We start from the raw sequence: 25,675 nt of genomic DNA on the forward strand, positions 1-25,675 counted from the left end.
AATATGTTTTTTACCTAATGATTATTAGAAATAGTTCCTGGAGAAAACTACTTGGCTCGTCGGAGGGTAATAACAGTTTATTTGAAGATGTTGAAATGGAAAAGATATATGGATCAGATTTTTGTGAATGTAAGTCATCGGATAAGGAGACTGCTTTTATTTTTAGCCAGTCAAGAGCTTTTGATTTAATTGAGCTTGAACAATTGCTGCAATCGGTTGGTTGGAGTCGGAGGCCAATTAGGAGAGTTAAGAAAGCCTTGGACAATAGTTTGCTGAAAGTAGGTCTGTGGCGGCATGACTCAAGATTTCCTCGACTAGTTGGCTTTGCTCGATGCACAGGTGATGGTTTCGTTGATGCAACTGTTTGGGATGTAGCGATACACCCTATATACCAAGGTGCTGGCTTAGGTAAAGAATTGATGAGCTATATACTAAAAAATCTGAAGAAAATGGGTGTTGGTAGAGTTACTTTATTTGCAGACCCTGGTGTTGTTAGCTTCTACAAAAGTCAGGGATGGTTGCTGGAATACAAAGGAAAACGATGTGCATTCTGGTACTCAAATTAGTAAAACGATTGGCACTATTTTTAGGCAATATTTAAGATCTATTTAATAGAATAGTATTCATTAAATAGCTTTTCAGGGTCTTCTCCTTTTGACCATCGATATCTAAGCAATGCATTTCTAATTGTGTTTTTAATTATGCTAACTTTTTCCCATCTACGAGCATCAGTTATGAGATTTGCTTTTAACCCTTTAAGTTTGTTCAGTCTAGAAATACGCTGAATTAAATCGATATCTTCCATAATATGTATTTCTTTATAACCACCTAGTTTGAAATAAAGTTCTTTGCTTAGGAGTAGTCCTTGGTCGCCATAAGGCTCTTTAAATATATTGCTCCTTAGCAGAACAGCGAGCTCTAATATTTTGAATATTGGGGATTTTTTATTGACTCTAAACTGAAAGAACCATGCATAATTTTTGGAAGATGTTTTTTCTATTACTTTGGCCATTTTCTTTGACCAATCTTTTTCCATTCTGCTATCTGCATGAAGAAAAAGTAGCCATTCGCCTTTTGCAAATAAAGCTCCTTGATGTAATTGAGCACCTCGATTAGGCTTTCCCATGCGGAAGACTTTTGCTCCAAATAGCTGAGCTATTGAAATGGTTTGATCTGAACTGCCACCATCAACAATATTTAATTCGCATTCATAATCACATATAGACAGATCTGCTAGAAGTATGGCTAACCTTTCAGATTCGTTGACGGTGGGTATAACAATAGAGAGTCTTGGGAATCTTTTAATTTCAGCCATGGTTCAAGATCTTCAATTTGATCAAGATCATTTTTATAATTAACTAACTCATAACATATCCCTTTCTTTTTCGCTTTGGTTATTGTTTGCTTTAGCACTGAACTTGTACCCCATTTAATACCATCAAATGGGGTGGTTGTTAAAGGGTTAATTGATTTGCCGGCCAAGCCTAATAACCAATATCCACCATCTTGAGCAGGTCCTAGAACCATGTCTGCCTTGTCTAATTTCTTTAAAGCTTGTATTAGATCTAGTTCACAAAGACTAGGTAAATCTGTACCTATAATTATTGTTGCCAATCCATTCCTATTGTTGCGCACATTTCTTTTTTGTATTTTTTGGACTTGCCGCTTCATTTTTACTCCCAAATTCCCTTCTCCTTGTGGTAATGCGTCCTTTATGCCAAAGGCTTTACTTACTTGTTTGATTTTGTTGAATCCAATTCCTTCAATGGCCAATCTTAAATCTATAAACCCTTTTTTCTGCATTGTCTTGGCTACAGAGATTGTGTGAATGGTTAATTTTTTTTGTATCAATGCAGCTTGTTCGGCGCCTATTTCTTGCGCAAGCCTTCTCTTACAGCGATATGGAGCATGCCATCTGGTCATTATTACAAGAACTGGTTTTGGCATCGCTAAAGGGCCTTACGTGGGTCGAATGAATTAAAAAATCATCCATGCAATCGATTTGTACTACTTGGGGTGATTCTCTGGGTGGTCTGCACTAATTCTTAATTGCAGATTCAGCCTAATCTGTCAGTCTATTCATTGGTACATCACCTTCTATTTTTCAGTGGGGAAGCAGCTTTATAAGAAGTCTTGTGCCTTTGAGAACATCTTTTTAAATCTCATCTTCTGAACAAAGAATCCCTTTTAACAAATAAATGCTTAAATTCATCGTCTAATCAGAGGGTAAAAGTGCTAACGGGGAATGAGGTCTGGGTCAAAGTTCAGCAGTCTCTTAGGGGCAATTTAAGTAAGCCTTCTTACGAGACTTGGATCAGCCCAACTACATTTTGTAATTTTGAGAGAGGAGAACTAACTCTTCTCGCTGCAAATGACTTTTCTAGTGCATGGTTGACAAATAACTATTCGAGAGCAATTGAAGAGGCAGCTGAAGCTGTTATTGGCGAATCAGTAAAAGTCATCGTTAAGGTAAAAGATGATATTCAGAAATCCGAAGCCTCTTTACCACCAAGAATATCCATCCCAGCTTTTCATCCTCCTGGTGATTCAAAAAAGACAGATTCAAAGCCTGCCTTAAATCTTCGATATGTTTTTAATAGGTTTGTAGTTGGGCCTAATAGTCGTATAGCACATGCTGCTGCAATGTCTGTAGCTGAAGCACCAGCGAAGGAGTTTAATCCTCTTTTTATTTGTGGTGGTGTTGGTTTAGGTAAAACACATTTGATGCAGGCAATAGGTCACTACCGGCTTGAAATAGACCCTGGCGCTAAAGTCTCATATGTTTCGACTGAAACTTTTACTAATGATTTGATTGTTGCAATTAGGCAAGATGGAATGCAGTCATTTAGGGATAAATATAGAGCTGCTGATTTGATACTTGTTGATGATATTCAGTTTCTTGAGGGTAAAGAGTATACGCAAGAGGAGTTTTTCCATACTTTTAATGCTCTGCATGAATCTGGCACTCAGATTGTTTTAGCTAGTGATAGACCTCCAAATCAGATCCCTAGGTTGCAAGAGCGTTTAATTTCGAGATTCTCAATGGGTTTGATTGCTGATGTTCAGGCTCCAGACTTAGAGACAAGGATGGCAATTCTGCAGAAGAAAGCAGAACAGGACAGAGTTAGATTGCCTCGAGACTTAATTCAGTTTATTGCCGGCAGATTTACTTTAAACATTCGGGAGCTTGAGGGTGCTCTTACTAGGGCTGTCGCTTTTGCTTCTATTACTGGCTTGCCAATGACCGTTGAGTCAATAGCTCCAATGTTAGACCCTAATGGTCAAGGCGTTGAAGTTACTCCTAAGCAAGTAATGGAAAAAGTTTCTGAAGTCTTTGCTGTTACCTCAGATGAAATGTGCAGTTCCAGTAGACGTCGACCAGTCAGTCAAGCGAGGCAAGTAGGTATGTATTTAATGCGACATGGTACAGACCTCAGTCTTCCGAGGATTGGAGAAGTGTTTGGGGGGAAGGACCATACAACAGTTATGTATGCGATTGAACAGATTGAAAAGAAGTTATCTACTGATCCGCAACTTGCTAGTCAAGTTCAAAAGGTAAAAGATTTATTGCAAATCGATTCTAGACGTAAACGCTAAATTTTATCTCCTGTCCACCCAGCTAAGCTTGAGGCTGCTTGAGAAGTTGTAAATTTGCGAGCTTTTGTTAGTGCGGGAGTTAGATTTCTTGAATTAAAAGGAGGCAGAGGCCGTTTCCTTAGCCAGGCAGCCCATCTGAATTCATGATAAGGGATTAAAGGCTTTGCTTTTATTATTCCTTCTTGTTTAAGCTTCCACACAAGGCTCCTGTAAGGGTCATCCTCTAGCTCGAGAAGATTTTCCTTAAGGTATTTCGTAGGGTGAGGCCCTAAACCCCTACTGTTATAAAGATATAGCCAGCCTTGCTCATCAAGAAAATCAAGCATATGAGATACTTGGTTCGTTTTGACCTCTGTGACTATGTATCCATAAGCTTCTGCATGCTCGTCTGCTTCCAGTAGTGCTCTTAGTCGATGGTGTCGATCTAGCATCCAAAAATTGCCATTACCATTGCTTACTAAAGGAACAGGCTTTGTTTTAAGGTATTCAAGTATTTCCCTTTTGTTATCAATCAAAAAGTCTTTTTTCCTGTTGATCACCTCTGCGAGGCCTATACACATTTGAGTAGGCAAAAGAGTCTTGACTTGGACCTTGAAGAGATCGCTTTCTGAACTCGGAGTTGAGATCTGCTTGTATTCAGATCTAGTAAATTGGAATTTTTTGAACATAAATATTCTGAACAGATTCTTATTATTTAAGGAAGGGTGAAGGGTCTTGGTCGAAACGATTTCGTATAGGTATGGCTGGACCTTGCTCTGGACCATCTAGAATAGCGGTTGCCTCTAGGGCTTGTCGAAGCTTTCTAGCCGAAAGTAATGGCATGTCTCTAGGTACAGAGATCCTATCTCTTAGGTAGCGTAACCCTAAGGCAGTTCCTTTATTGGGGACGTATTGCTGACCTGTAATCATTGTGCTTAGAGCTGCTCGTAACGGCTGATCTAATAATGAAGGACCGATCGGATTCGCTTTCATTATAGGTACGCGATGCTTAAGAACTCTTCCAAGAGCAATTTCTTCTGGAGAAATAGATTGTGAATTTTGGAAGGACGTCTCATAATCTCCGAGTCCGTGGCCAAGATCTATGTCTTTAGAGAACTTTTCTTGTTTTGGGTTCTTATTGGTCCAACATCCTCCCATTTGAGGAGGAAGATCATGAGCGTGTGTATGAAAATCTCCTTGAGTCCCTCTATATGTATCAAGCTTTTCTAGAGCTCTGAACCATTGATTGATATGTGGAAATTCCTTACGTAGATTTAGACCTTTGTAGTAAGCAAGTGATGCATTCATTCTCTCTAAGTAAGGAATAAAAATTACGTCAACACTCCCTGGTAGGGATTCTTCTGAGCCGGTTTTTATAGGATTTAGCCAAGGACTATTATTTTTAGAGAGGTACACATCCACTTCTTTTGCTAGAAGTATGAATTGCTTTTCTCTTTTAGACTCTTGATAGTTGTTAAAAGAGGGATTACAAAGCCACTTACACCAAGATTGAAAGAGTCTTCGCTCTAGCCTTCTAAGACCCATTATCTCGGGATGCTCCATTTGCATGCCTAAAGGGCCAAAAATACTTTCCAGTAATAGGAGTATTCGATCACTTTCGGTGACAACCTTTTGATTTATTTCGATTGCTGGAAATATCCCCGATGGGACTTTTTTTAAATACCATTCCTCCTTTTGCCCATAGCATCGCATGGATGCTTTCTTGACCAAGTAAGGAATTTTTTTCCACTCAAGCCATAACCAAATTTTTTGGCAATAGGGACACCAAGCATGATAATCCCTGAAAAGAGTTACTTTGATATCTTCATCATTATGACCAAAAAGCCTTTTTGAGGCATAAGGAGTGTTTGGGCCATTCGTAAGATCAGATTCGTTGGTTGAGAATTTTGAAAGTTCTTCCCAAGTGAGGGCATTTATGTTTTCTTTCATGAATCAGTAGGAGAATTGAGGAAGTGAGTAATTGGATTGAATCTTTTGAAAGATACTTTTGATTTAATTGTTTTAGGTGCAGGATCGGGAGGCCTGGCGGCTGCAAAGAGGGCAGCTAGTCATGGTGCTCGAGTTGCAATTGTTGAAGGAGATCGAGTAGGTGGCACATGTGTAATAAGAGGCTGCGTTCCCAAAAAATTGCTGGTATATGGATCTCAATATGATGAATACCTAAAAGATTCTCATTATTTTGGTATTGAGATCTCAAGATCAAGCATAGATTCAAGTGTCTTGTTGAATAATGTCAGAAGAGAGGTGGATCGTTTAAATAGACTCCATGTAGAATTGCTTGAAAAGTCTGGCGTAGAAATCATTTCCGGATGGGGGAGCATAACTAGCCCAACATCTATCTCGGTAATAAGTTCTGATAAATCGAAAAAAAATAAAGAAATTCATGCAAGAAATATTTTAATTGCTGTTGGTGGAAGGCCTGTGCGACCAGACATCCCAGGGGCTGCATTGGGATGGGTAAGTGACGATATGTTTTTACAGAAAAATTGGCCTGAAAAAGTTGTAATCGTCGGAGCAGGTTTTATTGCATGCGAATTTTCATGCATTATGAACGGTTTAGGGGTTGAGGTGGTCCAATTGGTTAGAGGAAATACTTTATTAAAGGGGTTTGATCAAGAGCTTTCGTTGTTTTTAGAAGAGAATATGCGAAAAGAAGGAATAGATTTACAGTTTCAGAAAACTTTGTCTGCTTTGGAAGGATGCCAAGGAGATTTGAAAGTGTTGCTCCAATGTAATGAAGCTATTGATTGTGGAGGGGTACTTTTTGCTACTGGCAGAAAACCATTTTTAGATGGTTTGAACTTAGATAAGATAGGGATAGTTCAAGAGGCTGAAAGAATTAAAGTTGATTCAGGAAATGCTACAAATATTGCGAATATATTTGCTATTGGAGATGTCGCAGGTCATGTACAACTAACTCCTGTAGCTGTTGAAGAAGGTAGAGTATTGGCAGATAATTTATTCTCTGGTACACATCGAAAAGTCAAATATAACTTGATTCCTAAGGCAGTTTTTAGTAAGCCGGAGATTGCTTCTATTGGCCTTTCTGAAAATGAGGCTTTAGATAAGTTTGGGGGAGGAAATGTACAGGTATACCGCTCGAAATTCAGACCAATGTCACAGTCACTTCAGAAAAGTGAGAGGAGATGCTTACTAAAATTAGTTGTTGATGTTAAAACTGATAAAATTCTAGGCTGCCAAATGGCTGGGGAACATTCTGCAGAGATTATTCAGATGGCTTCAATAGCTATCTCTATGGGCGCTACAAAACTTGATTTTGATCAAACAATGGCTCTTCACCCAACTATTGCAGAAGAATTTGTAACTATGCGTTAGTAATTACCAAATACAAATTATATCTAAATTAAGATAGGCGGCTAAAACCTGCATAAAAATTATCTAAACCTTAACCAGTACTTTACTGTTTTAAAAGTAATTACAATTAAGGTTATTGGAAGTATAAAGAATATTACGACAAAACGGAATTCATTATGCATTGTTGGAAGAGTATGAGGAAGAACTTGATCAGCTAAATATACAATATAAAGAGCCAATAAGATCCCACCTTCTCGCCTGCTTATTTTCCCTTTTGTCCAGAATATTGGCATGCAAGCTAACGCAGTAAGCACCATTATTGGGAAATCTCTGTTTATTAATATTGCCTCAACATTTAGCCCTTTCGATCCTGAGAATAGGGCACAACTTCCAAGTACAAGCAGTTGATTCAGTAAACTACTTCCAACTACATTTCCAATTGCCAGATCAGTTTGCCCACGAATAGATGCTACTAATGATGTTATCAATTCAGGCATTGAAGTGCCTGCAGAAACTATCGTTAACCCAATAATTGCTTCACTCCAGCCATAGGAACTTGCTAAAAACTTTGCACCTGAAACCAATAGATTAGACCCCAATGCCAGCAAAACTATCCCACTTATTATGTTAATAATTGCTTTTGACCAACCAATTGAGACATGATTAATGTTTATTTCTGGCTCTGCTTCTTTGATGCCTAGAGGTTCTTCTCTAGCAGTGCGAATCTCCCATATTGTGTTAATAACTAATGCGACTAATAAAGCTAATCCTGCTTGCCAGGTTATTTGACCTGAAGATGCCATGCCCCAGACTGCTGTTGATATCGCAAGAAGCAGAGGAACATCCCTTTTTACAAGACGACTTTCGACTTTTAATGGCATGATTAGCGCACTGCTGCCAAGTACTACTAAGACGTTAAAAATATTGCTTCCAACAACATTGCTTACAGCAATTGCATCTGAATTCTTCAAAATTGATCCCATGCTTACGAATAGCTCGGGTGCGCTAGTGCCCAGTGAGACAACTGTGAGCCCTATGACCAATTGAGGTACCCCAAGTAGCAATGCAAGTGCAGTAGCACCTTGAACAAAGAGCTCACCGCCGCCAAAAAGTAAGATTATCCCTGTAATTATCTCTAGAGATGATTGCATGAATGTGGACATTGCGATTAAAAGTTGATAGTTGTTTTTTGCGTTTCAGCTCTACTTTCAAAAGGATTTAACTTAGCTGTTCGCTTTAGTAAATATTCAAGTTATTTTTAGAGTAATGCTATTTAATCTACAGATCCCATTTGGGACTGACTGATTTGAATTTGTCCCAACATCAAATTACTTTCCGCCAACCGGATGATTGGCACTTGCATCTTAGAGATGATGAGCTTTTAAATGCTGTTGTTGTTCCTAGTGCAAGAGTTTTCAAGAGAGCTGTTGTGATGCCAAATCTCTCCCCACCGATTACAAGTATTAAGAGTGCGATTGAGTACAAATCAAGGATTCTTAAAGCATTACCAAAGGATTATGCTTTTACCCCTCTTATGACGGCATATCTTACGGATGAAACTTCTCCAGATGTTCTAAGAGAAGGTTTCCAAGAAGGAGTATTCTTTGCAGCAAAATTATATCCAGCAAATTCCACAACGAATGCTGCTCATGGCGTTAGTGATATAAGCAAGATTAATTCGACGTTAGAGATGATGGAGAGGGTTGGAATCCCTCTACTTATTCATGGGGAGGTGACTGATTCAGATATAGATATTTTTGACAGAGAAGCTGTTTTTATAGAACGTTGTTTAGACCCTTTACTTAGGCGTTTCCCCAGGTTGACTGTTGTCTTGGAACACATCACAACGGAAGACGCTGTTGAATATGTAAAAACAAGTAGCGCAAAGTTGGGGGCAACAATAACTCCTCACCATTTACATATAAACCGAAATGCAATGTTTCAAGGTGGTATTCGATCTGACTTTTATTGCTTGCCAATAGTAAAAAGGGAGCGGCATCGCCTTGCCTTACGTCGTGCAGTAACAAGTGGAGAGCCTTGTTTTTTCTTGGGAACAGACTCTGCCCCCCACTTGAGGTCTTCAAAGGAGAGCTCTTGTGGTTGTGCAGGCATCTTTAATGCTTTAAATGCGATAGAAAGTTATGCGGAGGTATTTGAGCAAGAAGGTGCTATTGAGAAGTTAGAAGCTTTTGCCAGTGAATTTGGACCTGCTTTTTATGGATTGCCTCTCAATCAAACTTCAATAACTTTAAAAAAGAATGCTCATATAGTGCCAATTCGATTCAACTTGAACTCGTCATTTTCAAAAAATGAATACTTAGTCCCATTTCATGCTGGTGAATCCTTAAGTTGGTCCATAAGCTCTCCAAAAGAGAACTAGGAATCCAAGAACGGTACTTTTCTTCTTTACTTGAGATGGGAGCAGGGGGACTTGAACCCCCACAGCCTTTTACGACCTGCGGATTTTAAGTCCGCTGCGTCTACCAATTCCGCCATGCTCCCTTGAGAAGGTTGGGTGACAACCTCTAACTTGATATTAGATTTATAGAGTAGATCTTCTCATAGTGTCTTTATTTGTTATGGCCAGCCAATTTGCCAGCAACTCCTTGCTTGTATTGGGAGCATACGGAATTATTGGCTTTTTATACTTGGTGGTAATCCCATTATTTCTTTACTTTTGGATGAATATACGATGGAACTTTATGAATAAATTTGAAAGATTGTGCCTATATGGGTTGGTTTTCCTTTTTTTTCCTTGGTTTGATTTTATTTGCTCCTTTTTTAAACCTAAGAATTCGTGGGCAAGGAGAGATTTAGCAATTGACTCGCACTAATGTTATTCAGATTGGGTTAATTGCATTCTTTATAGGTGCAGTTGGCTATGGAATATTTCTTGCTTTAGGGCTGGATGGATCAAAGGCAGGAATTGCCTCGGAAGCAGTTCTTGTTTGTTTGATTATAGCTTGGATAGGTTCATATTTCTACCGAGTGGTTAGCGGTAAAATGACTTTTATGGAACAACGGAAACGTTATAGAAAGGCATACGAACAGTTAACCAAAACTTCTCTTGAAGAGAAATTTGATTCAATGTCTGAAGAAGAGAAGATTCGCTTAATCAATGAGCTTGAAATTGATAAAAAATGATTTAGCAGATGCTTTTTCAAAGTTTTCTGCTTTTCTTATAGAAATCTTCATTAATCACTGGGCAGGAAAATCTTTTGAGTAATCAATCTGTAAAAAACTCAAGCATTAGCCAATGCTTTGCAAAGTTAAAGAAAGAAGGACGTATTGCATTAATGCCTTTTGTTATGGCTGGTGACCCAGACTTACAAACATCGGCAGAAATTTTGTTAAAGCTACAGGAAAAAGGAGCTGACATTATTGAATTGGGCATTCCATATAGTGATCCACTTGCAGACGGTCCAATAATTCAGTTAGCAGCATCGCGTGCACTTTCTTCGGGTACTTCGCCAGGACGAGTTTTAGAAATGTTGGATAGTTTGAGGGGAAAACTAACTATTCCTTTAGTGCTTTTTACTTATAGCAATCCTTTGCTTAATCGCGGTATGGAACGTTTTTGTGATGAGGCTTCTGCTGCAGGAGCTGCAGGTTTGGTTGTACCTGATCTGCCATTGGAAGAAGCCGATAAATTGTCTCCAATTGCTTCAGAAAAAGGGCTAGATTTGGTTCTTTTAGTTGCACCTACCACACCTCATGAAAGAATGAGGAGGATATTTAGCAAAAGCAATGGTTTTACTTATCTGGTAAGTGTTACTGGTGTTACTGGAGAGCGTTCTGGATTAGAAAATCGTGTTCAGTCTCTTATTAAACAATTAAAAGAATTTGGCCCAAGTCCTGTTGCTGTTGGTTTTGGAATTTCCGACTCTAAAGATGTTGCTCAAGTTAAGAATTGGGGGGGCGACGGAGCAATTGTTGGTAGCGCATTAGTAAAAAGGATTTCAAATTCAGCTCCTGGATGTGCAGTTGATGATGCTGGTAATTTTTGTAGTGAGCTGCGTAAAGCAGCAGGTTAATGTTAAAACTTAAAAAAGAAGAGCAGGTTTTTACTTGGCAATAAAAAAGCCCTAGATACATTCCAGGGCCTTAAGCTTTAAAGTTCTAAAATTATGTGGTCTTGCGTAAATTACAAGTCACACGAATTTGATTAATCGTCGGAATCTTCTGAACCAGCTGGAACAAGTCTGATCTGCTTACGGCCAAGTTTGATTTCAAATTCATCTCCAGCCTTTAGATCTAGTAAAGCTGTATATGCTTTACCAATTAAAAGATTGCCGTTGCCTTGAACAGTTGCAACATAACTAAGCTTTCTACCACCTTTGCCAATACCGGCCACACCAGTTGCTCCTAGGCTTACACCTTTAGCTTCTAGTAGAGCTTCGTAAAAAGCAGTGAAGTTTAGTCGCTCGCCACCATCCTTCTTGTTGGATACATATCCACATGCACGAACAAGATCTGATTTACTGACATCACCAAGTTCTTTGACTTTAGTGAGTAGGTCGCTACCAGTGAGCATAATTAAGTAATAAATTGATCTACCTAAATAACATAGCAATTAGCCTGCCAATTGTGCAATCATTAATAGTAAGTTTCATTGGATTTTTAATCTTTGAATTGATGGAGCAATTTGTACTTTTTGGAACATACTGTGAAAATGCTATTGCAAAGCGTGCACCTTTTCGTGATCAGCATCTAGATAGGCTTTCTAAACTCAAGGATCAAGGGATACTCATAACCTTAGGTCCCACTAAATGTACTCGTTATGTATTTGGAATCTTTCAAGCTAAGACACTTGAAGAGGTAAAGAAACTTTTAGAAAGTGATATTTACTGGAAGGAGGGAATATGGACTTCTATAGATGTTTATCCCTGGACCCAAGCTTTCTGAGATTGTTTCCATATCCAATGTGCCAAAACCTCATCTCTTCCTTCTCCTAGAACTTCTTCATAACCGCTCATAATTCCAATACCCTCACGTGCAATCTTAGAAATTGCCTCGGGAGTATCTATCCCATTACGTTGTAAGTCTTTTAGCTTTAAGGTTTTATTCCTACGAATTATATTTCCACCATTTATATGACAGCCTGAACAATGTTTTATGAAGAGATTTTCTCCATCCATTTCACTAAGAGCAAAACTCCCACTAGGAAGAAATAGTATTGACAATGAAAACAGTAAAATAAGAACCACGATTTCAAAGGTTTGGAGGGAATTAAGAATAATTTGTTTAAGCAAAATTAAGAATTTCATCTTAATTACTACAATCTTCTTTGAGCTCTTCTAATAGAAGGTCTAGCTGCCCAAAAGGATCAGAAGTTGTTGGTTCTTTACCCGATATATCGTTATTGCTTGCCCAATCATTTTCAATAGTACAAAGCCTAGAGACAAGTTTTGGTAATCCGCCTTGTGAGTATTCTTTTTGTAGAATTGCTATTAAAGCAGGCATCCTTTCTGAACTTGCGTTCAGACTCTTACGAAGATCTTTTTGTGTTTTATTTTGCTGCTTAAGCCAATCTTTGATTAAAAGTGTTAGATCGTCTTCAATTTTTTTTGTCCATTTAGACATCTTTAAAGTGGGAACCAAGTGTCAAGTTTTCGACGGGCTCTACTCTTTATTTGAGGTGTCATGTGCTTACTCCATAGACTTATTACAGCAGTTAGTGCAACCAGATCATCACTAAACCCTGCGATAGGGATGAAATCTGGCATCAAATCGATTGGCATTATTAAATAAGTGAGGGCTGCGAGTAAGGAAACTCTTGCTTGGGCAGGTGTAGATGTATCCAAAACCATCTCAAAAGCTTCTAAAGCTGGTTTTGCGATAACGCGTCCAGCCCTCACTAGAACTTTCCTAAAGACACCTTCATCAATAACTGAGCTATCAATTACTTCTGCTTCAAAAATTTCTTGGGGTTGTTCGTTGTCTGGTTGCATATTTTGTTGAGTTATTTCTGGTAAGGCTTTAGTAGATTGATTCCTAAAAGCTTCACAAGATTAGTAAGGTCATTAAGTAAAAGCTTATTTGGAGTTTTCATAAACTATTAGTTCACTTGGTTCACTTGGTTTACTTCAACAAGGCCACTTTGGATACCTGTTTTTCGAAGTTTCCTTAGTGCTCTTTGAACAACTTGTCTGCAATATTCCCTGCTGCAGTTCATGTGCTTGGCGACTTCTGCAAGTGTTCTCCATTCATTTGATCCATCAAGGCCAAAACGTAGGCTGACAATTGTTCTCTCTTTAGGGGTCAGATTGGCTTTGTTAAGTAATGACCATGCCGAATCATTTCGCTCTGCCAACTCTGCTACTTCCATAGGAGGTATTTCCTCGCTAGGCAGCACATCTCCTAACTCTGAGGGATCAGATTTCGATTGAACTACTCCTTGCAAACTGACTGTAATACTTCGAAGCTCACATTCCAGAAGTTCTTCCACTTCCTCTTTAGAAAGATGCATTTTTTTTGCAAGCATCTCTGACGAGGGAGTCAAGCCATTGGCTTGCATTAATTGTGATTTTGCAGCACGAAGCTTAGTAAGTTTTTCATTGATGTTTACAGGAATCCTTATAGTTCTGCTTTGAGTAGAAAGTGCTCTGTTTAGACCCTGTCTAATCCACCAATAAGCATATGTAGAAAATCTATGGCCTCGCTTAGGATCATATTTTTCTACTGCCCTAGTTAGACCAAGGGTACCTTCTTGAATTAGATCAAGTAGATCAAGCCCCTTCCCTTGATATCTTTTTGCAAGATTTACTACAAGTCTGAGGTTTGATGTGATCATTTGATTCTTTGCCCTTTCTCCCTGCCTGATTGTTCTTCTTTCTAAATCTGTATATTCACATGCTTCCCCTTTGCCTTCTGAAAGCTTGCTCTTTTCGAGTAGAGCTACCATTGCTTGGACTTTCCTACCCATCGTGAGTTCTTCTTCTGGGGTTAATAGATGATGGCGACCGATCTCTCCAAGAAAGTCACTTAAAGAACTCACGATTTGTACCTCCTTGATTCTTAAAATGTAGGTCGAAAATGTTAACTTTTCTAGGTTGTAATGAATAGTTCCAAATTCATATTTTGGTTTTAACTAATTTCCTGCATTTGGCCAGTTAATTTTTCGGGCATATTACTGTTTTAGTTCCTTTATTTAGGAACTTCGTTTTAAGTATCTTCCTACCCTGGAACCTATTGAGTTGTAACAGTGGGGCTAAGATTCTCCTTTGAAATCTAGAGCAGTGATTACTTTCTTTGCTTGTTACTTCTTCTAAGAGCCAGAACCTCTAGTACATCTCTCCAATCAACTTCGTGGTATGCAAGAGCAACTTGTAAATGAAAGATCAGATCTGCGGCTTCATTGGCGATTGTGTTAGGTGCATTATCTTTGCAGGCCATTACAAATTCAGCGCTTTCTTCTCCGATCTTTTTAAGTATTCCATTGTCACCTGCTTTCAACAGACTATTGGTATAGCTTCCTTCCTCTGGATTTGAGGTTCTTTTGGTAATTACCTTAAAAACCTCAGTACAAGCATCAGAGGGTGGTGGTAAAGAGATCGGACTTTGTTCAGACTTTGTGTTTTCGTTTTGGAAAAAACAGCTTCTTACGCCTGTATGACATGCCCCTGAGCCAACTTGCTCAATAGTTAAGAGTATTGCGTCTGCATCACAATCGTATCGAATAGCTTTAAGCCATTGAATATTTCCACTAGTTTCACCTTTTAGCCAAAGTTTTTCCCTCGAGCGACTCCAGTAATGTACTTGGCCCGTTTGAATCGTTTTCTCTAAAGAGTCTTTATTCATCCAAGCCAGCATTAAGATTGCACCATCAAGCCAATCTTGAGCAATTGCTGGGATCAATCCGTTTTCATTAAAACGAAGTTTTTTTATGAAATCTTGGTTCATTTGCATCATATTCTTGTGCAGGATTTTTTTAGCTTGAATCCTCTCTTAGTCTCCTTAAATATGGATTAGATGTCTAATCAGGTTTCGAACTTCAGTTGCAGCAAGCATTTCGAAGGGTTCCCTTGTTGCCATAGACAGTGGAAGCATCCAGGTCATTGTCGATTTGTTCATGGATACAGCCGAAGCTTTACTTTTTGGTTTAGCGCAAAGTCGTTGGACGCACATGGGTTTGTAGTTGATTTTTCTAGTTTGCAATTACTAGAAAAAAAATTAAAACAACAATTTGATCATACATTTCTAGTTAATACTGATGACCCTTTGCTTTCTGTTTGGGAGGATCTTTCCTCTCAGGAGGCTTTAGATTTACGCGTTATGGAAAATGTTGGCATGGAATATACCTCAAAGTTAATTTGGGAATGGGCCAATTCAATTTTGTTGGATAAAGATGGAGGCAGGACTTGCTGCTCACGAGCACAAGCAATCGAAAATCATTCTAATTCAGGTTTTTTTGACGCAATTCCAGAATGGTTTAGGTTTGATTAAATTAAGCCTGCCTAAGTGTTAGGAAGAAACTTTTTAGATGATTCAAGCAAAAAGACTATTACTTTGGAGAACAAAAAATAAATTTTCTATTTCTTAGAATTTTCCTCGTGTAAGCACTTTTGATCATGAAGAAAGTTATCTGCGTTGTTTCTTAAGTTAGGTTCTATTACCTGAGTGCTAATTTCTAGCGACTTTCCGAATCATTAATCTGGAAGAGACCAAGGGTTAATTCCTAGCCTTGCACCTATCTTATGAGCGCAAGCAAACCCACTGAAGGCAACAGCATTTAGTCCTTGCCCTGGAAAGCATGAGTCGCCAACGCAATAGAGACCTTTTATCCCAGTTGTGTTGAAAGGCATTGGCAATAGTCCAGGTAGTCGCATTGAGGGTATTGGCCCATAGCTTCCATTATGTCTACCTAGAAACCTTCGATGACTTCTGGGCGTACCAACTTCCTTGTGAGAAATTTTACCGGAAATTTCAGGGAAGATGTTTTCGAGCTTTGAAATTAGATGATTAGAATCTTCTTCTTTCTTTTTTCTATAGTTCGAGGGAGTTAGTCGTTTCCACTCGTCAATTGAAGAAGGTGAGAATGCGTGAATGATGTGATGATCATCAGGTGCAAGAGAGGGGTCTAATAATGTTGGGATTGAAACAAAAACAACGCCTTGTTCGGACTCCATCTTATTCCATTCATTTAAGATCAAGTGGTGGCAATGGGAATTATTAGGGATGGAATATTTGCTGACCCCAAGGTGAAGCGAGAGGAAAGAAGGTGAAGGCTTATAACGACTCCGCCATCTTTTCTCTGAACTTGGTTCATGAACTTTGTCTATTAAAGGCTCTTTAACGCCTTCTCCTCCAAAGGTATCCCATCGAGTTGCATTCGAGACAATTGTCTTGGCAAAGAGTTTCTCTCCTGAAGCGATTTCTACTCCCACAGCTTTTTTGTTCTCTATCAGAATCTTGGTGACACGAGATTTGTAGAGAATCTTGCCACCATTTTTTTCCAGGCCTTTTACCAGCTTTTGTGCAATAATTCCAACGCCTCCTTTGGGATAGTTAATTCCACCAGCATGTCGATCAGAAAACACCATTCCTGCGTTAATCATGGGTGTACGCTCGGCTGGCATAACTGACCAGCAGAAGCATTCGATGTCAATAAAATTAAGGAGCCTTTTATCTTTAATATAACGTTTGGCAACATCACCTACATTAAATGGTAGCCATCGTGCCAAGCCTAAGCATGCCAGAGGGGCCTTAAAAAAGACCTTTGTTAAATAGGCAGGGTCCTCTATAGACAGTAGTGGCATGGCATCAAGACAATTGAATACTTGCCAGCAGACGTTGTAAAACCTTCTTATCCCCTTGGCTTCATGAGGGAAAAGGCTAGTTAAATCAGTTAAAAATTTTTCATAATCTCTATCAACTACTACATTGAGCCCTTCAGGAAGATGGTAAGCAAGTTGAGCTGGATCAGGGATCGTATCGCATGTCTCCGATACATCTGCTAGCGCGCGAGTTAAAAGATTTGTATATCCCTCCTTCCCAAAACCAAAAATCATTGAAGCCCCTACATCAAATGTGTAGCCATTTCTAGAGAACGCGCCACTACTGCCGCCAGGAATTGTGTAACTCTCTAAAACTAATACTCTTACACCTTTTGCGGCTAGTTGGGTTGCAGTAACGAGTCCTCCTATCCCAGAGCCAATTACTATTACATCCCAGTGATTGTTTTGGTTATAGGTGGTCATGACAAATCAATATTTTTTGTTGAGTTGATTGAACGTAGGCTTTTACTAAGATCTATAGATCGGTAGTTTAGATATACCAAGTTCTTGAGCAAGGCAAGTATGATTTCTAATTGAGGCTTTAAGTTCATCCAAGGCTCTATCCCGATATGCAGCATATCGTGCACGCTTCTCTTTTATTTGCGTAGTTAGTTTTGGAAGCACCCCAAAATTGGGGGGCATTGGCTGAAAGGAGTTCTTTCTATTTGAATCACTTCTTAACTCCCAGTCACTTATGAAATGTGTTAGAGCCCCAATCATCGTATTTCTAGGGAAAATTATAGGCTTGTGCCCCATTGCTAATAATGCGGCATTGGTTCCAGCGAGCCATCCACCTGCCACAGCAGCTACATATCCTTCGGTACCTGTTATTTGCCCAGCGGCTAACAATTTCGCACGCTTTCTAAATTGAAGAGATGCGTTTAATAGCTTTGGTGATTCAAGAAAAGTATTGCGATGCATTACTCCAAAACGAACAAAGTCTGCATTTTGAAGGCCAGGGATCATTCTTAGGACTCGTTTCTGTTCACCCCATTTGAGATTGGTTTGAAAGCCAACGAGATTCCAGAGTTTGCCTTCTCTGTCTTCTTGCCGTAGCTGTACAACAGCGTAAGCTCTTTTCTCTCTACGGATTTCTCGATTATTTAGGTCACCCCATCTAGGATCCCATAATCCTATTGGCTTCAGAGGTCCATATCGCATTGTGTCCTCCCCTCTTCGGGCTAGCTCCTCTATGGGAAGACAACCTTCGAAGAAATTTGAAGAACTTTTCTCAAAATCTTTTAGTTCAGCCTGTTCAGCTTTTATTAGCTCATCTCGAAATGAAAGGTATTGCTTTTTATTCATTGGACAATTGATGTAGTCAGCATCCCCTTTGTCATACCTACTACCTCTAAAAGCAAACCTTAAATCGATACTCTCTCCTGCAATGATTGGGCTAGCTGCATCAAAAAAATGGCATTCTTGAATTCCAGTAAAGTTTTTTAAATCTTCAGCAAGGTTTTTACTGGTCAGTGGCCCAGAAGCAATAACCGTTATCTGTTCTTCTGAAGGTAACTTCTGTAGCTCTACTCTTTTGACGGTTATAAGAGGGTGAGAGGTAATCTTTTCAGTGATATCTGCGCTAAAACGACTTCTATCAACGGCCAATGCTCCACCAGCAGGAACGGAATGCTTGTCTGCTGAATTGATTACGAAGGAATTTAAGTATCTGAGTTCTTCTTGCAGCAAGCCTGCTGCACGGTCAGCACTTAATGCCCCGAAACTATTACTGCAAACAAGCTCAGCAAAATCTGCTGTGTGATGGGCAGGTGAGGCTTTAAGGGGCCTCATCTCATAAAGCTCCACATGAATACCCGCCCTTGCTACTTGCCAGGCAGCTTCAGACCCTGCTAAGCCTGCGCCAACAATAGTTATTGAATCTGACTGATTCAAGGGAAAAAGTTTTTAGAAGCTTAAAAATTACTTGCCTAGAAAGCTTTGTTGTTCTCATCAAATTGTCTTGCCAGTTGCTCTCTAGCAGGTTTTTGGATATTGAATACTACCCAGGTAACTGCGGCAAGGATTGGAAGAACTACAACTATTAGATTGAGCATGAGTTGGATTGATTTCGAGTGGATTTTACATAAGAGATGTAAAAAATTGAACCTTTTAATTAAATTACGCTTTTTAAAAATTTCCTAAAAAGCATCGTGAAAGGTTTTTTATGTGGTCACTCAAACTTGGTGCCTAAAAAATGAGCACCCTTCCTATCAAATAGGTAACGTGATAATTTCATGCAGGCCCCTAAGGGCATTCATTCATAAGGGTCGCTAGCTCAGTGGTAGAGCATCCGGCTTTTAACCGGCTGGTCCTGAGTTCGAATCTCAGGCGACCCATATCAAAACCTAACTGTTCTATGCCTTTTAAGAAGGAATCCATACAGCTGTTAATGTTTTTTTTATCTCTTCCTTTCTTTGGAGTCCCTTTCTCTAAAGCAGGTCTTAATAGGTTTACAACTCTAGATAAATTCGATGATTGGTTGATTGAAAGAAAGTTTGATCCCAAATCAAATCAGATTTTTTGTAGAGCATCAATGCCAAAATATGGTTCTTGGTTTGATGCTCGGGTAAGACTTGCCACTGAAGATAATGAGCTTTTAATGCCTAATGATTTAGGGGTTAGTTACGAGCTAAGTCCTCGACTGAGAGAAAAGCTTAAGGTTGCTTTAGAGAACTGCCGCGCGGGCTTGATATATACCCTGAAGAACTAATATCGATGACTTTTTTTGTGTGTGTGAGCTGACAAAAGCTCGCCTAATTATATATTCATCTGCTGGATTGGAATAGAGATAACAAGTTGCATCATGAAATCTGTTTCAGTTGGTATTGCTATTAGTGCCAATGTCTCTCTATTTTTTTGGGCTTTGGCTGGAAATTCAGTTTTCTAACCTAAATCGATAACCCCACAGGAAGCTATCAGGGGTAAATCTCTTGATTTCTTAAACATAGAACCCTATGTTAATTAAAAATTAATATAGCTGTCATATTTCAAGTGTTTGTATTTTAAGTGTCAAAAGAAAATTTATAGAGTAACTTTTAGGCTTTAGAAAAGTTGATAAATCTCAATGGATAAGAAGTCCTCAGCAATTTCTCAAGGTAATAAATCTGATACTCCATGGCTATGGAGATGGACAGAGCCTGAAAGCGTCTTGACTGTCATCCCTAAGTCCAAGACTCAACGGTTAGCCAAGCAGGCTAAGTTGGCCAATATCGATGCTGAGAGGGCTATAAATCGGGCTTATCAGTCGGAACTGCTTAGGGTCAAAGCAATTGGAGAGGCAATGTTTAAGTCTGGGAAGGCTGTGAGATTTACCTTTGTTAGCTCAGGACGCGAAATGGCGCTTAGGTTTAACGCTGTAGGTAAAAAAGTGCGCTCATGGATATCTAACAGCTAGATGATTAACAGGCTTTCCCTTTTGATTAGTTAATAGTTGATTTTACTTTTGTCATTGCAATGAAATTCCTTTTGAAAGACTTTTCATTTATCTTTAATTAATAAAAGTTACCCAAGCTTTGAATGCAGCTTTACGTCGTTACTTGGCAGTTTGAGTCTTCTGAAGATCAGACCTTTGCAGAGGATTCGCTGATTGATTATGTAGAAAGCGGTAAAGCGGAAGAGCTGCCTGAAGGCTACGAGCGCTTGGCTTGGATACATACCCCTCAGGATGGCTCAGGAGTAGTTATTTGTAAGGCGTCCAGTGCTTCGACCCTTTACAAGGTTTTCGGGCCTTGGAGAGAGAAATTTGGGATGGTTTGGGACTATAAGCCTGGTCTTTCTACGGAGGAATTGGTTTCTTTATTGAAGCAATCAAGAGAATAATTCTTAGTTCTTCAACACAATTTTCAGTTCATTTTAAAGGTCTTGAATTTTTTATAAAGACTATCTCTAGATCGGCTAGTAGATACTGGATGAATTTTAGCTGTAAAAGCTTTGACTAAATTAAGCAAAAAAAAGACCCTCGTTCATCGACGGGGGCCTGGGTGATGGGGAATCTTCTTTCTAAAGGAAGTAAGCCAGAAAAACAAGCCCCCATAAATAGCGTCATAAGTTCTTTTATACGACCATCTGTAGTGCCTTTTTATTTTATTCAGACAATGAGATGGTTTTCCCCTTTAAATCAGGTGCCTTTAAGGTATCTGTTGGCAGCCACTAATCTCATGAGAAGAATCTTTTAACTCATTCCAGAAGTTTTTTAAGCTTTTAGGGTGATTTATTACATGTGCAATACACATTCATATTTGCTTGGAGGTTCCATCAAGCCTAATTGCCTTAAAAAAGATGAAAAGATTTTTGTAGCCAGCGCTAGTCAAACCTTTTGAGATGTTCATTTCAATTTGAGGAGTTCGGTGTTGAAAATGATCTGCTTTATAATTGAGGTTATCCTTTACGAGCGTTGATTTGATTGAATAGAGCTTCAACTAATACTGCAGTAAAGAATAAGCTTATGGCTGGAATGAACAGTGGAAACCATAACTCTTGAAAAATCTTATAAGGAAGAAGAATGCCGTAAATGCTTGATAAAGCACCAATTAGAAATAAAAAGGAACCGCCAATTATCACGAACAGATTGATGACCAAGAATTTATCTAGCCATTTTTTTAGAAGTCTGGGCTTATCATCCATGCTTTTAATAGAAAAAACTGGGTTTGCGTACTATTTTGTTTTGGGAACTTCTTATTAGATTAGTTTCTAAGATAAGGTTTTGGCGATTAAAATTTTCTTAAACGGGGCGTGGCGCAGTTTGGTAGCGCGGGTGCTTTGGGAGCACTAGGTCGCAGGTTCGAATCCTGTCGCCCCGACTGGGTTTAGAAGAATCTCAAGTGAGAAAGGGGCGCTGTAGGGGGCGCCAGATTATTGCAATAGGCCTTTATGTCTTAGTTCTTTTGAACTTGGTGATTTAAGGATTAATTTGCTTCAAGCCAATTTCAGTTAAGTATTTCCATGTCGGGTCATAATTAGAAGCTGGCCTTGTATGGTCAATAGTCAGTGCCAAGAGCAAGGCGCCGTTTTAAAGAAATCAATAAGCTATACAAGTTTTGCTTGTATTACTGGTAAATAAATGAAACGCTTACTGCTTGCTAACTGCATGAAGAGTTCAGCTAGATCAGCTAGAAAGGGGATATGAACCAAGAGCCAAAAGCTAAAAGGGAATATAACGGTTGTTTGAAAGGTTGTGGGTGCCTTGGACTTACTGGAGTAGGCCTAGTTGCAGTTGGGATTGCTATTCCTTCATTTATCGGCGAGGGGCTTTGCTCTATTAGTGCTAATTCAGCAAGAGTGAAAATGTACTTTCAGTATCGATGAGAGATTGCGCTTTATTAGCAGCAGAGGGTAAGAATAATCCTACATTTGCTGATATTGGTTTACCTGAAATGCCAGATCACTCAGAGTGGCCAAAAGACATATATTCTTTTTTTAAAGATTCTTCTTTCTCTGAACCAATCGCTAAAAATCATAGTTGTTATTCATTAGCTGCAAAGCCAATGAGGGATGAATTAACATGGTTCTCAATTACAGGAGATATGATAAAAAAATGCGGAGATTCATCTAAACCACATTGCGAAGAAGGAAATACTTGGTGAAAAACTTTTGCGTTAAGTAGTTCGGCTATGCATCTTCTTAATTATTGTGGGTCCACTTTTCTAGGCTCCACATATAAAATATCTAAAAAAACTTTAGAAGAAGTGGACTCATTCCAATAATAAAAGTTATACCTAAAGCAAGAAAATACCAAAAGAATATGATTACTTTATAAATAGTAGGAAGTGTTAAGATAGAGGATGGATCGTTTTCACCCGAATAGGTTAACTCAATGTTTCTTTTCTCTAAAAAACTAGCAATTGATTTTGTCATTTTATCAAAAGGTAATCTATAAAAGAACCAAATAAATAAACACCAAACCCAACAAAGAACTGTAAGAATAAAGCCTAGCCAATAAATAGTTGGAACAAAGAGAATTATTGAGATTATGTATAAAGTAGCAGCAAAAAACCAATCTTCCCTTGATCTGAAACCGAAACTCGATTCCATGAGACCTCTGAAAAGTCTTCCTGGAAAATAGATAAAAAAGGAAAGGTAAGAAAAAATTGATTTGTTCCTAAAAAAATTCCTTCTCGACATCATTAATTAATGAGAAAGTAGCTGATTTAGTATTACAAATACAGATTCAATCGCAACTCTTCAAACCTTGGGTCCTTTCGAGTGCAGGGGATGTGGGTTATCGAGAGGCTCAGCAATTCGCTAGCGCAGACTTTCTAAACTAGGGATACAAGCAAGAATAGAGTCTTATAAAAGCTTTTTATGCCATGCCTCTCAATAAACCTATTCCTGACTCTGTTATTAGCTTTTGGAAAAAGTTCTTTAAAGACCTTAAGGCGAGATTTGAAAAATCAGGTTAAGGCTGCATGAAGGCCTGAGCTAGATCGGCTAGAAAAGATGAAATAAAGAAGGTTTATGAAAAGATTTCTAATTTTTGGCGGAGCTGGCTCTTTTCTTCTCTGGATTCTGCTTTCGATTGCAAAACCAATGGACACAAGAACTGCAAGGGGAGCTGCTGTGAAAACTCTGGATAATCTAGTCAAGGAATGTCTGTATAAGAAGGTTATTAAAGAACCAAATCCAAAATTTTTGTTGCCAATATTAGCTAATTATAAGTTCACACCAATAAATGGGAATTGTGATGGCGATGAATACAACTTAATAAGAGCTAATTCTGATGATTTATCTAAATATCCAAGTTTCTCTTACGACGTTATAACTAATGTAAAAACCTGTTTCCATGATGGACCTATAAAAAAATTATATGGTTGCAGTGCTAGAAGGAATGGAGAATGGTGATGATAAAACGCGTTAAAAAGTTTTTCTTTTATCTAGCTGGACTCTTCATCCCCTTGTACTTTTATGGATTGTTTAATTATGGTGACCTTGATTGGTGTGAAACGCAAAAGGCTTATGCAACAGAACCAGAAATCTATTCCTATCTCAGATATTTAATCCCATTGTTTTTTTATTCTCTTCATAGGACAGCTATATTTTTAGTAAAAGATATAATCCCATATCAAAAGCATCGATCCCTTCTTTTGAATGCAATTATTTGGTGGTCATTAATAATTGTTTTGAGCATGATTGCAATCCCTAACCATACAATGAATTGTCCATGAATATGAAACGCTTACTACTTCCACTAATCGCTGCGCTTGCACTACCTACAGCCGCTAATGCTGAAAGTCATTGGTTGATTATTCAAGCAACTAATGGTGGAGTTTACAATGCGCTTTAAAAGATAAAAATGGAAAGTGCGGAAGCATGCGAGAAGGAAGGAAGGCGATGGGAGAACAGTTCTACTCAAGGCCTTAGAAGAGAACAAAGAAGATTTCACTGTGTTGTAGGGAAATAAATAACATGAGTGATCAAGAGTCAAACCCCAAGCCTAGATATACCTTCGTAATCCTTTTAGTTATTTCGGGGATAGCTCTCTCAGTGTTCCCATTCTTCTTTATGAAATAGTCTAGATCTATGCCTGACAAGAAGAAGAAAAAGAAATGCAAAAAGAAGAAATGCTCAAACTGGAAAGGTGGCAAATGTATTTGTTATGGCCAATAGGCTAACGGGTCCTTTTTAGAGTCCTGAATGTGGTTCGTCCGAATGCTTAAAAGCAGACCTGTTCTCCCAAAGGACTAGGTGGCTAATGGGGCGCTGTAGGGGGCGCTAGAAAGTTCTAATCTCTTTAAATATGTTCTAATTTCTTGCAATATTGAGTCTCACATCGATTTGCATAACTTCTGATATTCCTTTGCCAGCAATGCTTTTTAGCGATTCTCGTCTTCTACGACCACGTCCTTTGGGAGCACTAGGTCGCAGGTTCGAATCCTGTCGCCCCGACTGGGATCTCAGCAATGCTGAAAAACTAAGGAGGACAAAAAGAGAACAATTCCGCCTAGCGTTATTTGCTGTTCTTTCGCTTAAAAGGTTTCTGATGGTTGACTTTTGGCCTAATTAGGACTTACCTCGACAGGCGCAAAATGGTATCAACAGATACATTTTTGTTTCATCTCATTTCTTTTGAATTTCTTCAATCTGTATCAACCGCTACACTTTGTATACGTTCGTTTTCCTTAGGGAAATGCATATTAGGGCAACAGGGAACGGGGTTGCCTCTATTGAGAACGGCCATGAATTATCACCTTGCTTTAATTAGAAAGGCTCTCAGCAAAAGGGAATTGCTTCACCAAGCAGAATTGGTTTTAGCTTCTAAACCAGAAAGATGCTCATCCGCTGAATTGAATAGTCGTTTAATAGCCCAAAATGCCAAAAAGAAAAAATTACATCAGGTTGAATTATTTTTAGCTTCTAAACCAGAAAGATGCTCATCCGCTGAATTGAATAGTCGTTTGGCTGTTAAAAGGGCTCAGGCCAAAAGGCTGCATTCGGCACAAATGATTTCATTGAGGAAATAAGTTTTAAAGAGTGTCTCTCTAATCAATCTAGGGATTAATTTCATCGCCTCAATTGGCTTTCAAATCCGTTGCGAATAGAAGTGCTCCAAGAACTGATTTCATGCAGTTAGCAGAATACTTAGAGGATCACAATTCAATTACTTCAACTAGAGACCTTGATTGAGTGGCTAAAAAGGAGAAGTAAAGAATACGCTGCTTACCACTTCCTCAAAAAAACACATTATGCCTATTAGGAAACTCCCTCAAAGTAAAGTTTGAGTGATTTATATTTAATTAAATTTGGGAACAGAGAATGTCAATTCCTACTGATTTGGAGTGTCCAAAATGTGGTTCTAAGGATTTTGAAATTGGACAAGTCAGGACAGCAGGTGGTTTTTGGTCTTCATTTTTTGATGTAGGTAATAGACGCTTTGAGTACTGCAGTTGTAAGCAATGCACTTACACCGAGTTTTATAAAGGCAAAGTCACAGGTGTCCAGAAAGTTTTTGACTTCTTGGGAAGCGGTTAGGAATGCTTTGGAAGTGCTTAGGT

33 protein-coding genes, 3 tRNA genes and 1 pseudogene are annotated in these 25,675 nt (G+C 38.8%); 21 read left to right on the top strand and 16 right to left on the bottom strand.

Features of this window, described 5'->3' with window-relative positions:
- The first annotated feature begins 17 nt into the window (after nt 1-17).
- Nucleotides 18-566 carry a GNAT family N-acetyltransferase gene (locus P9211_RS02835; protein WP_012195118.1) on the top strand — a complete coding sequence of 183 codons (549 nt, stop codon included), beginning with the start codon at nt 18-20 and terminating at the stop codon, nt 564-566.
- A gap of 38 nt (nt 567-604) precedes the next feature.
- On the opposite strand, the gene P9211_RS02840 is transcribed toward P9211_RS02835, so the two are convergent.
- Nucleotides 605-1,315, bottom strand: a complete 711-nt coding sequence (locus P9211_RS02840) for a TIGR04283 family arsenosugar biosynthesis glycosyltransferase (RefSeq protein ID WP_012195119.1) — start codon at nt 1,313-1,315, stop codon at nt 605-607.
- Nucleotides 1,246-1,947 (bottom strand): TIGR04282 family arsenosugar biosynthesis glycosyltransferase, encoded by a 702-nt coding sequence (locus tag P9211_RS02845; RefSeq protein WP_012195120.1) that lies wholly within the window; start codon nt 1,945-1,947, stop codon nt 1,246-1,248. Before P9211_RS02845 ends, P9211_RS02840 begins: the two co-directional genes overlap by 70 nt.
- A gap of 285 nt (nt 1,948-2,232) precedes the next feature.
- Between P9211_RS02845 and dnaA the strand changes: the two genes are divergently transcribed.
- Nucleotides 2,233-3,597 carry a chromosomal replication initiator protein DnaA gene (gene dnaA / locus P9211_RS02850; protein WP_012195121.1) on the top strand — a complete coding sequence of 455 codons (1,365 nt, stop codon included), beginning with the start codon at nt 2,233-2,235 and terminating at the stop codon, nt 3,595-3,597.
- Here dnaA and P9211_RS02855 read toward each other — a convergent pair.
- Both P9211_RS02855 and P9211_RS02860 read right to left on the bottom strand, forming a co-directional pair.
- Nucleotides 3,594-4,265, bottom strand: coding sequence for a ParB-like protein (locus P9211_RS02855; RefSeq protein ID WP_041391050.1), 672 nt, complete (start codon nt 4,263-4,265; stop codon nt 3,594-3,596). The two genes, dnaA and P9211_RS02855, sit on opposite strands and share 4 nt — an antisense overlap.
- Before the next feature lie 22 nt (nt 4,266-4,287).
- Nucleotides 4,288-5,526 carry a glutathione S-transferase family protein gene (locus P9211_RS02860; protein WP_012195123.1) on the bottom strand — a complete coding sequence of 413 codons (1,239 nt, stop codon included), beginning with the start codon at nt 5,524-5,526 and terminating at the stop codon, nt 4,288-4,290.
- 45 nt (nt 5,527-5,571) lie between these two features.
- On the opposite strand from P9211_RS02860, the gene gorA reads away from it, so the two are divergent.
- The gene (gorA, locus tag P9211_RS02865; RefSeq protein ID WP_041391445.1) at nt 5,572-6,933 is read left to right on the top strand and encodes a glutathione-disulfide reductase; all 1,362 of its coding nucleotides are present in this window, start codon (nt 5,572-5,574) and stop codon (nt 6,931-6,933) included.
- Nucleotides 6,934-6,992: 59 nt separating this feature from the next.
- On the opposite strand, the gene P9211_RS02870 is transcribed toward gorA, so the two are convergent.
- Entirely contained in the window at nt 6,993-8,075 is a 1,083-nt protein-coding gene (locus P9211_RS02870) for a calcium/sodium antiporter (protein ID WP_012195125.1), read from the bottom strand.
- Between the two features lie 143 nt (nt 8,076-8,218).
- Between P9211_RS02870 and pyrC the strand changes: the two genes are divergently transcribed.
- Nucleotides 8,219-9,292 (top strand): dihydroorotase, encoded by a 1,074-nt coding sequence (pyrC, locus tag P9211_RS02875; protein ID WP_012195126.1) that lies wholly within the window; start codon nt 8,219-8,221, stop codon nt 9,290-9,292.
- 36 nt (nt 9,293-9,328) lie between these two features.
- On the opposite strand, the gene P9211_RS02880 is transcribed toward pyrC, so the two are convergent.
- Nucleotides 9,329-9,414, bottom strand: a tRNA-Leu gene (locus tag P9211_RS02880).
- A 77-nt stretch (nt 9,415-9,491) separates the two neighbouring features.
- Here P9211_RS02880 and ndhL point away from each other — a divergent pair.
- The 3 genes and pseudogenes from ndhL to trpA all read left to right on the top strand — a co-directional run.
- Nucleotides 9,492-9,705 (top strand): annotated as a pseudogene (ndhL, locus tag P9211_RS02885) (NAD(P)H-quinone oxidoreductase subunit L); the annotation flags it as partial.
- 27 nt (nt 9,706-9,732) lie between these two features.
- Nucleotides 9,733-10,056, top strand: coding sequence for a DUF3007 family protein (locus tag P9211_RS02890; protein ID WP_012195127.1), 324 nt, complete (start codon nt 9,733-9,735; stop codon nt 10,054-10,056).
- Nucleotides 10,057-10,130: 74 nt separating this feature from the next.
- The gene (gene trpA / locus P9211_RS02895) at nt 10,131-10,946 is read left to right on the top strand and encodes a tryptophan synthase subunit alpha (RefSeq protein WP_012195128.1); all 816 of its coding nucleotides are present in this window, start codon (nt 10,131-10,133) and stop codon (nt 10,944-10,946) included.
- Between the two features lie 131 nt (nt 10,947-11,077).
- Here trpA and P9211_RS02900 read toward each other — a convergent pair whose 3' ends face one another.
- Complete coding sequence (locus P9211_RS02900) at nt 11,078-11,446, bottom strand: AbrB family transcriptional regulator (protein ID WP_012195129.1); 369 nt, start codon at nt 11,444-11,446, stop codon at nt 11,078-11,080.
- Between the two features lie 101 nt (nt 11,447-11,547).
- On the opposite strand from P9211_RS02900, the gene P9211_RS02905 reads away from it, so the two are divergent.
- A complete protein-coding gene (locus P9211_RS02905; RefSeq protein ID WP_012195130.1) occupies nt 11,548-11,817 on the top strand; it encodes a YciI family protein in 270 nt (89 codons plus the stop codon).
- On the opposite strand, the gene P9211_RS02910 is transcribed toward P9211_RS02905, so the two are convergent.
- The 5 genes from P9211_RS02910 to hisIE all read right to left on the bottom strand — a co-directional run bounded on the left by P9211_RS02910 (nt 11,793) and on the right by hisIE (nt 14,823).
- Nucleotides 11,793-12,095, bottom strand: a complete 303-nt coding sequence (locus P9211_RS02910; RefSeq protein WP_430270479.1) for a c-type cytochrome — start codon at nt 12,093-12,095, stop codon at nt 11,793-11,795. The genes P9211_RS02905 and P9211_RS02910 overlap by 25 nt on opposite strands.
- 85 nt (nt 12,096-12,180) lie before the next feature.
- Nucleotides 12,181-12,495, bottom strand: a complete 315-nt coding sequence (locus P9211_RS02915; protein ID WP_012195132.1) for a hypothetical protein — start codon at nt 12,493-12,495, stop codon at nt 12,181-12,183.
- A gap of 2 nt (nt 12,496-12,497) precedes the next feature.
- Nucleotides 12,498-12,863: a YkvA family protein gene (locus P9211_RS02920; RefSeq protein ID WP_012195133.1), complete on the bottom strand. Its 366-nt coding sequence runs from the start codon at nt 12,861-12,863 to the stop codon at nt 12,498-12,500.
- A gap of 107 nt (nt 12,864-12,970) precedes the next feature.
- Nucleotides 12,971-13,912 (bottom strand): sigma-70 family RNA polymerase sigma factor, encoded by a 942-nt coding sequence (locus P9211_RS02925; RefSeq protein ID WP_041391052.1) that lies wholly within the window; start codon nt 13,910-13,912, stop codon nt 12,971-12,973.
- Nucleotides 13,913-14,154: 242 nt separating this feature from the next.
- The gene (gene hisIE / locus P9211_RS02930; protein WP_012195135.1) at nt 14,155-14,823 is read right to left on the bottom strand and encodes a bifunctional phosphoribosyl-AMP cyclohydrolase/phosphoribosyl-ATP diphosphatase HisIE; all 669 of its coding nucleotides are present in this window, start codon (nt 14,821-14,823) and stop codon (nt 14,155-14,157) included.
- A 60-nt stretch (nt 14,824-14,883) separates the two neighbouring features.
- Here hisIE and P9211_RS02935 point away from each other — a divergent pair, with 60 nt between their 5' ends.
- Entirely contained in the window at nt 14,884-15,357 is a 474-nt protein-coding gene (locus P9211_RS02935; protein ID WP_012195136.1) for a 6-carboxytetrahydropterin synthase, read from the top strand.
- A gap of 203 nt (nt 15,358-15,560) precedes the next feature.
- Here P9211_RS02935 and crtH read toward each other — a convergent pair whose 3' ends face one another.
- The 3 genes from crtH to P9211_RS02950 are packed head-to-tail and all read right to left on the bottom strand — an operon-like array spanning nt 15,561 to nt 18,742.
- Nucleotides 15,561-17,111, bottom strand: coding sequence for a carotenoid isomerase (gene crtH, locus P9211_RS02940; RefSeq protein WP_012195137.1), 1,551 nt, complete (start codon nt 17,109-17,111; stop codon nt 15,561-15,563).
- 45 nt (nt 17,112-17,156) lie between these two features.
- Nucleotides 17,157-18,581: an FADH(2)-oxidizing methylenetetrahydrofolate--tRNA-(uracil(54)-C(5))-methyltransferase TrmFO gene (trmFO, locus tag P9211_RS02945; protein ID WP_012195138.1), complete on the bottom strand. Its 1,425-nt coding sequence runs from the start codon at nt 18,579-18,581 to the stop codon at nt 17,157-17,159.
- Nucleotides 18,582-18,616: 35 nt separating this feature from the next.
- Nucleotides 18,617-18,742: a photosystem II protein Y gene (locus P9211_RS02950; RefSeq protein WP_012195139.1), complete on the bottom strand. Its 126-nt coding sequence runs from the start codon at nt 18,740-18,742 to the stop codon at nt 18,617-18,619.
- 210 nt (nt 18,743-18,952) lie between these two features.
- On the opposite strand from P9211_RS02950, the gene P9211_RS02955 reads away from it, so the two are divergent.
- From P9211_RS02955 to P9211_RS02990, 7 genes are all read left to right on the top strand, one after another.
- Nucleotides 18,953-19,024 (top strand) — tRNA-Lys (locus tag P9211_RS02955).
- A gap of 53 nt (nt 19,025-19,077) precedes the next feature.
- Nucleotides 19,078-19,398, top strand: a complete 321-nt coding sequence (locus P9211_RS02960; RefSeq protein WP_049750849.1) for a hypothetical protein — start codon at nt 19,078-19,080, stop codon at nt 19,396-19,398.
- 354 nt (nt 19,399-19,752) lie between these two features.
- The gene (locus P9211_RS02965) at nt 19,753-20,082 is read left to right on the top strand and encodes a hypothetical protein (RefSeq protein WP_012195141.1); all 330 of its coding nucleotides are present in this window, start codon (nt 19,753-19,755) and stop codon (nt 20,080-20,082) included.
- Between the two features lie 122 nt (nt 20,083-20,204).
- Nucleotides 20,205-20,507, top strand: a complete 303-nt coding sequence (locus P9211_RS02970) for a DUF3303 domain-containing protein (RefSeq protein WP_012195142.1) — start codon at nt 20,205-20,207, stop codon at nt 20,505-20,507.
- Nucleotides 20,508-21,413: 906 nt separating this feature from the next.
- A tRNA-Pro gene (locus P9211_RS02980) sits at nt 21,414-21,487 on the top strand.
- A 322-nt stretch (nt 21,488-21,809) separates the two neighbouring features.
- Nucleotides 21,810-21,992 carry a hypothetical protein gene (locus tag P9211_RS02985; RefSeq protein WP_012195144.1) on the top strand — a complete coding sequence of 61 codons (183 nt, stop codon included), beginning with the start codon at nt 21,810-21,812 and terminating at the stop codon, nt 21,990-21,992.
- Nucleotides 21,989-22,270, top strand: coding sequence for a hypothetical protein (locus P9211_RS02990; RefSeq protein WP_012195145.1), 282 nt, complete (start codon nt 21,989-21,991; stop codon nt 22,268-22,270). Before P9211_RS02985 ends, P9211_RS02990 begins: the two co-directional genes overlap by 4 nt.
- A gap of 82 nt (nt 22,271-22,352) precedes the next feature.
- On the opposite strand, the gene P9211_RS09540 is transcribed toward P9211_RS02990, so the two are convergent.
- Nucleotides 22,353-22,718: a hypothetical protein gene (locus P9211_RS09540; protein WP_041391056.1), complete on the bottom strand. Its 366-nt coding sequence runs from the start codon at nt 22,716-22,718 to the stop codon at nt 22,353-22,355.
- 423 nt (nt 22,719-23,141) lie between these two features.
- Here P9211_RS09540 and P9211_RS03000 point away from each other — a divergent pair, with 423 nt between their 5' ends.
- The 5 genes from P9211_RS03000 (at nt 23,142) to P9211_RS03020 (ending at nt 25,652) form a co-directional block, all read left to right on the top strand.
- Nucleotides 23,142-23,525, top strand: a complete 384-nt coding sequence (locus tag P9211_RS03000; protein WP_012195147.1) for a hypothetical protein — start codon at nt 23,142-23,144, stop codon at nt 23,523-23,525.
- Between the two features lie 319 nt (nt 23,526-23,844).
- A complete protein-coding gene (locus P9211_RS09940; RefSeq protein WP_263969735.1) occupies nt 23,845-23,967 on the top strand; it encodes a hypothetical protein in 123 nt (40 codons plus the stop codon).
- A 474-nt stretch (nt 23,968-24,441) separates the two neighbouring features.
- Complete coding sequence (locus P9211_RS03010) at nt 24,442-24,687, top strand: hypothetical protein (protein ID WP_041391059.1); 246 nt, start codon at nt 24,442-24,444, stop codon at nt 24,685-24,687.
- A gap of 22 nt (nt 24,688-24,709) precedes the next feature.
- Entirely contained in the window at nt 24,710-25,144 is a 435-nt protein-coding gene (locus P9211_RS03015; protein WP_143703329.1) for a hypothetical protein, read from the top strand.
- Between the two features lie 292 nt (nt 25,145-25,436).
- A complete protein-coding gene (locus P9211_RS03020; protein WP_012195152.1) occupies nt 25,437-25,652 on the top strand; it encodes a zinc ribbon domain-containing protein in 216 nt (71 codons plus the stop codon).
- The last annotated feature ends 23 nt before the right edge of the window (nt 25,653-25,675 follow it).

It is taken from the genome of Prochlorococcus marinus str. MIT 9211, from assembly GCF_000018585.1.
GTDB classification, from domain to species: Bacteria; Cyanobacteriota; Cyanobacteriia; order PCC-6307; family Cyanobiaceae; genus Prochlorococcus_D; species Prochlorococcus_D marinus_B.